11 protein-coding genes are annotated in these 8,789 nt (G+C 58.3%); 3 read left to right on the top strand and 8 right to left on the bottom strand.

Annotated features, from left to right (window positions below):
• Window positions 1-753 (bottom strand): FAD-dependent oxidoreductase (locus AC5DB9_RS10250; RefSeq protein ID WP_491732050.1); only part of this gene is annotated, 753 nt, incomplete at its 3' end.
• 4 nt (window positions 754-757) lie between these two features.
• Window positions 758-1,186: an HIT domain-containing protein gene (locus AC5DB9_RS10245; RefSeq protein ID WP_286846633.1), complete on the bottom strand. Its 429-nt coding sequence runs from the start codon at window positions 1,184-1,186 to the stop codon at window positions 758-760.
• A 95-nt stretch (window positions 1,187-1,281) separates the two neighbouring features.
• Between AC5DB9_RS10245 and AC5DB9_RS10240 the strand changes: the two genes are divergently transcribed.
• Window positions 1,282-3,012, top strand: coding sequence for a proline--tRNA ligase (locus AC5DB9_RS10240; RefSeq protein ID WP_272992124.1), 1,731 nt, complete (start codon window positions 1,282-1,284; stop codon window positions 3,010-3,012).
• Complete coding sequence (locus tag AC5DB9_RS10235) at window positions 2,993-3,601, top strand: transglycosylase SLT domain-containing protein (RefSeq protein WP_272992122.1); 609 nt, start codon at window positions 2,993-2,995, stop codon at window positions 3,599-3,601. The genes AC5DB9_RS10240 and AC5DB9_RS10235 overlap by 20 nt, the downstream gene beginning before the upstream one ends.
• Here AC5DB9_RS10235 and AC5DB9_RS10230 read toward each other — a convergent pair.
• The 6 genes from AC5DB9_RS10230 to AC5DB9_RS10205 all read right to left on the bottom strand — a co-directional run bounded on the left by AC5DB9_RS10230 (window position 3,580) and on the right by AC5DB9_RS10205 (window position 7,139).
• Entirely contained in the window at window positions 3,580-4,083 is a 504-nt protein-coding gene (locus AC5DB9_RS10230) for a periplasmic heavy metal sensor (protein WP_272992121.1), read from the bottom strand. The two genes, AC5DB9_RS10235 and AC5DB9_RS10230, sit on opposite strands and share 22 nt — an antisense overlap.
• The gene (locus AC5DB9_RS10225) at window positions 4,080-4,499 is read right to left on the bottom strand and encodes a hypothetical protein (protein ID WP_272992119.1); all 420 of its coding nucleotides are present in this window, start codon (window positions 4,497-4,499) and stop codon (window positions 4,080-4,082) included. Before AC5DB9_RS10225 ends, AC5DB9_RS10230 begins: the two co-directional genes overlap by 4 nt.
• The gene (locus tag AC5DB9_RS10220) at window positions 4,492-5,037 is read right to left on the bottom strand and encodes an RNA polymerase sigma factor (RefSeq protein WP_272992116.1); all 546 of its coding nucleotides are present in this window, start codon (window positions 5,035-5,037) and stop codon (window positions 4,492-4,494) included. The genes AC5DB9_RS10225 and AC5DB9_RS10220 overlap by 8 nt, the downstream gene beginning before the upstream one ends.
• A 24-nt stretch (window positions 5,038-5,061) precedes the next feature.
• A complete protein-coding gene (locus tag AC5DB9_RS10215) occupies window positions 5,062-5,490 on the bottom strand; it encodes an EF-hand domain-containing protein (protein ID WP_022957892.1) in 429 nt (142 codons plus the stop codon).
• A gap of 129 nt (window positions 5,491-5,619) precedes the next feature.
• Window positions 5,620-6,303 carry an NUDIX hydrolase gene (locus tag AC5DB9_RS10210; protein WP_272992114.1) on the bottom strand — a complete coding sequence of 228 codons (684 nt, stop codon included), beginning with the start codon at window positions 6,301-6,303 and terminating at the stop codon, window positions 5,620-5,622.
• The gene (locus tag AC5DB9_RS10205) at window positions 6,294-7,139 is read right to left on the bottom strand and encodes a redoxin domain-containing protein (RefSeq protein ID WP_272992112.1); all 846 of its coding nucleotides are present in this window, start codon (window positions 7,137-7,139) and stop codon (window positions 6,294-6,296) included. The genes AC5DB9_RS10210 and AC5DB9_RS10205 overlap by 10 nt, the downstream gene beginning before the upstream one ends.
• Before the next feature lie 254 nt (window positions 7,140-7,393).
• Here AC5DB9_RS10205 and AC5DB9_RS10200 point away from each other — a divergent pair, with 254 nt between their 5' ends.
• Window positions 7,394-8,779: a wax ester/triacylglycerol synthase family O-acyltransferase gene (locus AC5DB9_RS10200; protein ID WP_022957895.1), complete on the top strand. Its 1,386-nt coding sequence runs from the start codon at window positions 7,394-7,396 to the stop codon at window positions 8,777-8,779.
• The last annotated feature ends 10 nt before the right edge of the window (window positions 8,780-8,789 follow it).

The following is an 8,789-nucleotide window of genomic DNA, read 5'->3' as shown; positions in this document are numbered from 1 at the left end:
CGGATCGGGAACGGGGTAAATCAGGCGCGATACCCAGGACTCGCAGCGAGCAGCAAGCTGATAAAACTCTCCGCGAAACGGCACGATATGCAGCGGGCAATCGAGTCCCTGCAACCTCGCCAGCCTGTCGGCCATCAAACCGGCACAGCAGAGTAGCTGTGACGACGTAAATTCTCCGGCACGAGTGAACACACGAATGTCTCGCTGGCTCTCGGTGATACCGAGCACTTCTGCCTCAGTCCTCAGCTCCGCGCCTGCCGCCTGAGCCTGATCCAGTAGTGCTTGGCAAATCGCCGAATAGTCAACAATCGCCGATTCGCTGACCGCCAGAGCAGCCTCCCCCCTCTGCTCGGGCTCCTGTTCGCGCATGGCGTCGCGCACCAGCCACTCAGGGTTCAAACCATTGGCTTTTGCCCGCCGCTGCAACTCCCCAAGCCCTCGCAGCTGATGGGCGTTGGTGGCGACAATCCACTTCCCACAGCGCGAGAACGGAAGCTGGTGTTCCCGGCAGAAGGCCTCAGTCTGCTGAAGCCCCTCCCGGCACATGCGTGCCTTGAGGCTGCCAGCCGGGTAGTACACCCCCGCATGGAGTACACCACTATTACGTCCTGATTGATGGCGGGCCGGCGCCGCTTCTTTCTCCAGAATCAGCACTCGGCTGTCCGGCTTTTGCTTCAGCAGCTGCCATGCCGAGGCAGCACCAACAATGCCTGCCCCCACAATAATGACATCGTAACTCCCGGCACTCGCCATCGCATCAGCCCGAAATAAAGCGTGGCTCAGCGGCAAAGGCGTGTCTCAATGCCGCCAGACGTTCTTCGCGATCGGAATCGGCATAGGCTTTTGCCGGCAACTGCCCCCATACCGGCTTCGGCCAACAGGGGTCCGCGGCAAAACGAGCTATATGGTGAACATGCAGCTGCGGCACCATATTACCCAGCGCGGCAATGTTCAGCTTCTCTGCGGCAAAGACGGTATTGAGAATACCTGCGGCCAGATCAGACTCCCGAGAGAACTGCAGTCGGTCCTCCTCACTCAGCTCACAGAGTTCCCGCAGCTCGGCATCGCTGCGCGGTACCAGAATGAGCCAGGGATACTGGGCGTCGTTCATCAACAGCACTCGGCATAAGGGCAGGTCGCCGACCACAAAGCAGTCGGCAGCAAGTTGGGGGTGTAATGTAAACATGATGTTCTCCAATAAAGCGGTGGCGCCCTGTACCGGACCGCCTATCAATCGTAAAATGCGGCGACTTCATTCGCAGCTTTAAGGCCAGATCCGCTATGCGCGCCAGCCAATTTCTTATTGCCACTGTAAAGGAAACCCCCGCCGATGCCGAGGTTATCAGTCACCAACTGATGCTCCGTGCCGGCATGATACGAAAGCTGGCCACCGGCCTCTACACTTGGCTGCCGTTGGGCCTGCGGGTACTTCGCAAAGTGGAAAACATTGTCCGTGAAGAGATGAACGCGGCAGGCGCGCAAGAGGTGCTGATGCCCGTGGTCCAGCCCGCTGAACTGTGGCAGGAATCGGGTCGCTGGGAACAGTACGGTGCAGAACTGCTGCGCATCAATGACCGTCATCAGCGCGAGTTTTGCCTTGGCCCCACCCACGAGGAAGTGATCACCGACCTGATTCGCAACGAGATCCGCAGCTACAAGCAGCTGCCGGCAAACTTCTATCAGATCCAAACCAAGTTCCGCGATGAAATCCGCCCCCGTTTCGGGGTGATGCGCTCGCGTGAATTCATCATGAAAGACGCGTACTCCTTCCACAATGACCAGGAGTCACTGCAGGCCACCTACGACGTCATGCACGCGGCCTATACCCGCATCTTTACTCGCCTGGGCCTGGACTTCCGCCCGGTGATCGCCGACACCGGCTCGATCGGCGGCAGCGCCTCCCATGAGTTCCACGTATTAGCCGAATCGGGCGAAGACGATATCGCCTTTTCCGACAGCTCAGATTACGCCGCCAACGTAGAAATGGCCGAAGCACTGGCACCGGCTGGCGAGCGCGCCGCCCCCGGCGCCGAGCTGGAGAAAGTCGCCACGCCCAACGTGGGCACCATCGAGCAGGTGTGCGCGTTCTTTAACTGCACGCCCGAGCAAACCCTGAAAACCCTGCTGGTCTATGGCGAGACCGACGACAATGGTAAGCAGCCGCTGGTTGCCCTGGTGCTGCGCGGCGACCACCAATTGAACGAAATCAAAGCCGAGAAGCTGGACGGCGTTGCCAGCCCGCTGACGTTGGCCGAAGAAAACGATATTAAAGCGGCGCTGAGCTGCTCACCCGGTTCCATTGGTCCGGTCGATCTCGGCTTGCGCACGATTGTGGATCGCAGCGCCGCGCACTGCGCTGACTTTATCTGCGGTGCCAACGAAGACGGCTATCATCTGCGCGGCGGCAACTGGGAACGGGATCTGGCTCTTGGCGAGATCGCCGACTTGCGCGAGGTCGTCAGCGGCGACCCCAGCCCCGATGGCCAAGGCACACTGCAAATCAAACGCGGCATTGAAGTGGGCCATATCTTCCAGCTTGGCACCAAATACTCGGAAGCCCTGCAAGCGACCGTACTCAACGAGCAGGGCAAAGAGCAGGTGATGATCATGGGCTGCTACGGCATCGGCGTTACTCGCGTAGTGGCCTCAGCCATTGAGCAGAATCACGACGACAAAGGCATTATCTGGACCGACGGCATCGCGCCGTTCCAGATTGCGCTGGTGCCGATGAACATGCAGAAATCCGAGCGCGTGCGCGAGGCGGCAGAAGCCCTGTACGCGCAGCTCAAAAATGCAGGCTACGATGTGCTGCTGGATGACCGCAACGAGCGGCCCGGCGTGAAATTTGCCGATATGGAACTGATGGGTATCCCCCACCGCATTGTGATCGGCGACCGCGGCCTGGACAACGGCCAACTAGAATACCGTCATCGTCGTGCCGACGACAACGAAGACGTCGCTATCGACAGCATTATGGACTTCGTCCGTCAGCGTGTTCCACTCTCTGCTTAAGCGTCTGCTGCTGGCGGGGCTGGTGGCCGTTGCGCTACCCGCTCTCGCCCAGCCAAGCGACCCCGTCGAGAGGGCCGCGCTGACCGCCTATCTGAAAGACGCCCTTCACCATGAGGACAGTTTTAAAGATCGCTTCGACGCCGAGGTGTGGCTGCTGGATATGTCCCAGCGGCTGAGCAAGCGACTCCCAGAGCCAGAAGACCGTCTGGCCCTGCTGCAAAGCGTGCACCGCGAGGCACGCTCGGCCTCACTGCCCCCGGAGCTGGTACTGGCACTGATTGAGGTGGAAAGCGCCTTTGACCGCTTTGCCATCTCCCGCGTTGGCGCCCAGGGGCTGATGCAAGTGATGCCATTCTGGAAAAAGGAAATTGGCCGCCCGGACGACAATCTCACCGACCCGGACACCAATCTTCGCTACGGCTGCCAGATTCTGCAGTTCTACCTGCAGCGCGAAAAGGGCAATATGCGACGCGCCCTCGCCCGCTACAACGGCAGCCTGGGAAAGAACTGGTATCCTGACCGGGTATTTAATGCCTGGCGCAAGCGTTGGTATAACGGCCCGCTAGCTTACCGTGGCATCGACGACTGAGGCGGAGGCGGCGGAGGCATCCCGCGCTCAGCCCCATCGGGTTTTGGCCCCTTGCGATCGCCATCGCGCGGCCCTTTGTCATGGCGCATCATCTCCAGCCGCTGGTCTGGCGACAAGGTCGGCAAGACTTCCAGCAACACGTCATGTACCAGCCGCTTGAGTGACTGGTCTGCCTCTCTTAAATCTGCCAGCGCCTGACGAGCACTCTCAATATTCAACTCGGGTTCGGCAATAATCTGGTCCAGATTTCGTCTCGCGAGACGCAACTGCCGAAAGGCACTGCGCATTTCTCCACGCTTGGCCCTGAGTACAGCCCTTGCCTGATCACTGAGCTGATCCGGACGGCGCTTTAAAATATGCTGGCTCATCATGTACAGGCCGCGATCGCGGTCCAGTGCCTTGCCCGCCCACAAGCCGATGAGCAGACCGTTCACCACCAGCGAGGCGATGAGCGCAATCAACAAACCCGTGCGACGTGTCATTGTTCTTCCTCCAGCCAGCTACTCACTTCCAGAGAGCCGGTAAAATCGAGTTCGGTAAAGGCCTGATAATCCTCATCCAGCAATGGATATTGGCTGGGCAGACCGGACATGCCTACCGCGACGCCAAGTATCAGCGCGGCGGTGGTTGCCATGCCCGCGGACCAAAGCGGCAAACGCCTGACGTGGGCCTGTCGGTGGGTTTCGGGAATCCGGACAAGACGCTGCTGCAAGCCGGGACTGACCCGCAGCTCGCCATCCATCCGTTGCGACCAGAATACCTCTCGTTGCCGGTATTCCTTCAAACAGGCCGCCCCCGCCTTTGACATCGGCGCCAGCAGCGCGAAAGGCCAGAGCCACAGCGGCCAGTTGCGCAATTGATCGCCGTAGCGCTCCAGACACTGTGCATAGTCAATCATCGGATTCTCCCAATACTTGCTTAAGCTGTTTGCGCGCACGGCCCAGTAAGGATTCGACCGCCTTGGGACTACTATCAAGAATATCGGCGATTTGCTTGACGGGCAGGTCGCGGTAATAGCGAAATGCCATCGCAGCGCGTTGCTCTGCGGGCAGGCTGGACAGCGCCGCCATCATTTTTTCAGAGAGGGCGTTCGCCTCGTCATCCGCCTCATCACGCTGACCCTCAAGCAGCTGCTCGGTCAGCTCACTATCTACGATCTGGCGCTGCTGGACTCGCTGACTGTGGTTAATCGCCAGATTGCTGGCTACCCGGTGCAACCAGGTACTGACTTTGGCATCGTCCTGCCAGTCCGGCGCCTGCTTCCACAGGCGCACGAAAACGTCCTGACACAGATCTTCCGCATCACTTCGGGACAACACAATTCGGTAAATGACATTGAGTACCCGCTGGCTGTGACGCTCCACAAGCCGATTAAAGGCGCGACTGTCGCCGTCGGCTACACGCGCTAATAATCGGGAGTCACTGACCAGCGGCATACTCGCTGCGCTCGCTATCGGCGTTTACGATTCAGCCGGGGCATGCGGGGGCATACCCTCGCGACCAAAGGCTTTACGGGCCTCTTTTCTCGACAAAACGCCATCACCGTCGGTATCGAGCTTTTCCATCTGCGCCTTTGCTGCGGCCTTCATTTCCATCTGGGAAACCAGTCCATCGCCGTTGGCATCCGCTTTTGCAAATCGGTCCGCACGCTCCCCGCTACGCTTCTCACGCATCTGGGCACGAAACTCTTCAATTTCCTCACGGCTGACCTGACCGTCTTGATTCAAGTCCATTTTCATAAACCGCTCCGCTTGGCGGTCTGCCATTTCTTCAATACTGGGGGGCGTTCTGGCGCCATCAAAGGGACCATTTTTACCGGGGCCAAAAGCGTAGGCGCTGGCAGCACCCGTCATTGCCAATACAGCGAAAAGCGTTACTGAAGTTTTCATCACGTTGTGCTCCACGAACAGTAAGAGGGTTTTAACGGCCGTTACTGTTTAAACACCGCCGGCGGACAAATCCCTCGCACAACAGACAATTATTTTATTGGCATTCCTTGCCACAGCCCGGCTCTCTATTTACGAAGCAGAGAACTCATAGCGCCATTTCCCATTTTCCAGATAGCAGCGATTGCGCGCACCCGGCACCTTGGGGTCGGCGCTGTCATACCCCGCATCGCCGCCGTAGAGCATACACACGCGACCATCGGCATCGCTGATTTTGGGGTGGATATCCGGCACCGGACGACGGTCATAAAACGCGCGAGCGTCCGCAACCGTTGCACAGCTGGACAACTCGGTCAGCGTGACCAGAGTCGGCGGCATCAGAGCCAGCTCCCCCTGCTGATGGGAGCCCACCAACTCGCCCGGGTGACACCAGAGATAATCGTCGGCCTCCTCACCATCCACGACAACCTGCTGACCGGGGCAGTCCGCGATGAAAAAGGCGGTTTCATAGCGACGTTTTATTGATGGCGGCGTCGTCCACCAGGAGATCAACTGCAACCGACGCTGATCCAGTTGGATCTGCGCCTCTTCCTCGGTCTCACGTACCGCAGCAAGGTGAAAGGCCGTCATGCGGTCGCCCTTGGCATCTGCCACATCGTCGGGATCAACGGTGCCACCGGGGAAAACCCAGTGCCCACCGCCCACCTTCAGCTGCCGGTGACGACGCAGCAATAACACCTCCAAGCCCGACGCCGCGTCGCGCAGTACCACGGCCGTGGATGAAGGGCGTATTTCCTGTTCAATATTTACAGCCATTGTTGCTCAAGAACCTTTATAAGCTGTGCCGGACGCGGTCCAACACGAAAATTTTCTGGCAAGTCCGCGTAGCGGATGGTGCCGGACTCATCGCTGAGTATCAGTGAGGGCAGCGAGGTATGCGGGCCTCTCGCGAAGACCCCGGCAGGCACGCCAAACGGGTGAACCAGCCCGAGCGTCCTCGCCGCCTGCAGACCACTGTCGAAATAGACCTCGACCCCCTGTGGCAATGTCCCCACCAGTTTTTCGCTCTCGTCCACCGCCTGATCACTGATCAATACAATGTGAAGGCCGTACTCACGCAGCGCGTCAAAATAGCTTGAAAATTCGTAAAGCTGACTGCGACACAGGGGGCACCAACCGCCGCGAAAAAACAACAGCAGCGTTTTTCTGCCAACAAAGCTCGCGGAGTCAACGTGTTCGCCTGTGCGATCCTGCAAATGGAAGGCGGGCAGCGCCTGACCGACAGTCAGTCGCGGATTATCGTCGCGATCCAGATAGGAATACCAGTAGACATAAATCAGCACGCCAGCGAGTCCCGGCACCAACGCATAAAACGTTGGCAGGGGATGCATCTCGACCACGGCCAGCGCCGCGCCAATCATCGCGGCAAGAATCTGTATCACCACAAACCGGCCGGTGTTAACGAACGGCACCAGATACAACAGCAACACGAACACCGGGACGGGCGTGACAGCCAGCCAAGCCGCAAACCAGGACAGGCTAAACCCTGGCTCCACCCACATCTGCCAGAGTGCGTGCAGCGAGGCTGCCCCACAGAGCAGGACGTAGGGAGTAACAAAGTAACGTTTAGCCAGCGCTTTGAGTAAATTCATCGCATCTCAGTTAGAGAGTGTCAGTGCAGTGAACTGGCACTCTTGTTCAGGGCAAGGGTTCTGCGCTAGCGTAACCCTATGGCATTGACCCAATTTTTTATCTAGTGAGCACACCCGGCAATAGCGGAAGCAGCCATTAGGACATAGACTATTTTTGACTTCAATCGTGGAGACCCCACCAGTGCGATTTAAATCAGGGTTGTATTAATTCGCCTGTGTACAGGACCCCAGCAACACAGGAAACAGTGGCGGCTATGACAAAACTATCCATCATGGATCTGGCTTTTTTCCTCACCGAGACGGAAGACAGCCCCAAACATGTAGGCGGAATGATGATGTTCCGCAAACCTGCCAAGGCAGGGGCGGACTTCGTGGACAAGGCCGTCCGCGAATACGTGGGCAGTAACGAAGACATCCAGGCGCCGTTCAACCAGATCATCAAATTCGGCGGCCTGTCCACACCCCGCTGGGTAGATGCTCCCGACTTCGATATTAACGACCACATCTACTACCACCAGTTGGAAGGCGACGACTTTCGGGATGAACTCTATGTCCTGGCGGGCGAGCTACACAGCCCGAAGATGGATCGCGAAAAGCCGATGTGGGAAGTCCACGTTATTGAGGGCATCGACGACCAGCGCTTTGCGCTGTATATCAAGTTGCACCACGCCTACGCAGACGGCGTTACGATGTCGGCCATCCTTGCCAAAAGCCTGAGCCAATCGTCACGCGCCAGGAAGGTATCGCCAATATGGGCAGCACTCCCCAATCGTCGACGTCGCAAAGGCGAAGAGGATGCACTGCTGCGCAAGATGCTCGGCCTGTCCGGCAACTATCTGCGCTCGGTACTGGGTTTGACAAAGCTCAGCGCCCAGCTGGCTCTGGAGGCAGTCAACCTGACTAAAAATGCCGTGGCGGTTCCCTACAAGCCCATGCCGGAAACACCACTGAATGGTCATGTCGTGGCCGGTCGTCAAGTGGCCACCGCCGCCGTCCCGATGACCCGCGTTAACAAGATTCGCAAGCAGACACGCTCGACGCTTAACCACGTTGCCCTCACCTGCATTGACGGCGCCTTGCACCGCTATCTGGAAGAATGTGGCGCCGATATCAGCGAGCCCATCACCATTCAAATGCCCGTAAACCTCCGCCGCCCCGGTGACCGCAGCATGGGCAACAAAATCGGCATCGTGCTGGTTGAACTCGCCAAGAAAACCACCGATCCCTACGAGCGGCTGCGGGAAATTGGCTTTACGCTTCGCAATGTTCGCTACCAAGTAGATGGCGTCCCCCCGGCATCGGTCATCGCTTACACCGTACTGCTGGGCAGCTTTGCTCAGCTAACTGAATTCCTGAAAATTGATGACCGACTGCCGCCGCTGGGTAATACGCTGGTCTCCAATGTGCCCGGGCCGTCAAAACCACTGTATCTGCGCGGCGCCAAGCTTGAGGAAATGTACCCGATCAGCGCACTGACGCCGGGCTGTCACCTGAACATTACGCTGTACAGCTACGATGGTCGGCTGCAGTTCGGACTGGTGGCCAGTTCGGCATTGCCCAAACTGGAGATTCTGAGCGACTATATTCACGATGCTTTTGCTGAACTTGACGATGCGGTTTCACCAACGGCACTTGCGTAATAACGCACTA

This window comes from Spongiibacter sp., assembly GCF_984394615.1.
Note: the sequence above shows the minus strand (reverse complement) of the source record. Positions and strands in the feature narration are given on the sequence as shown.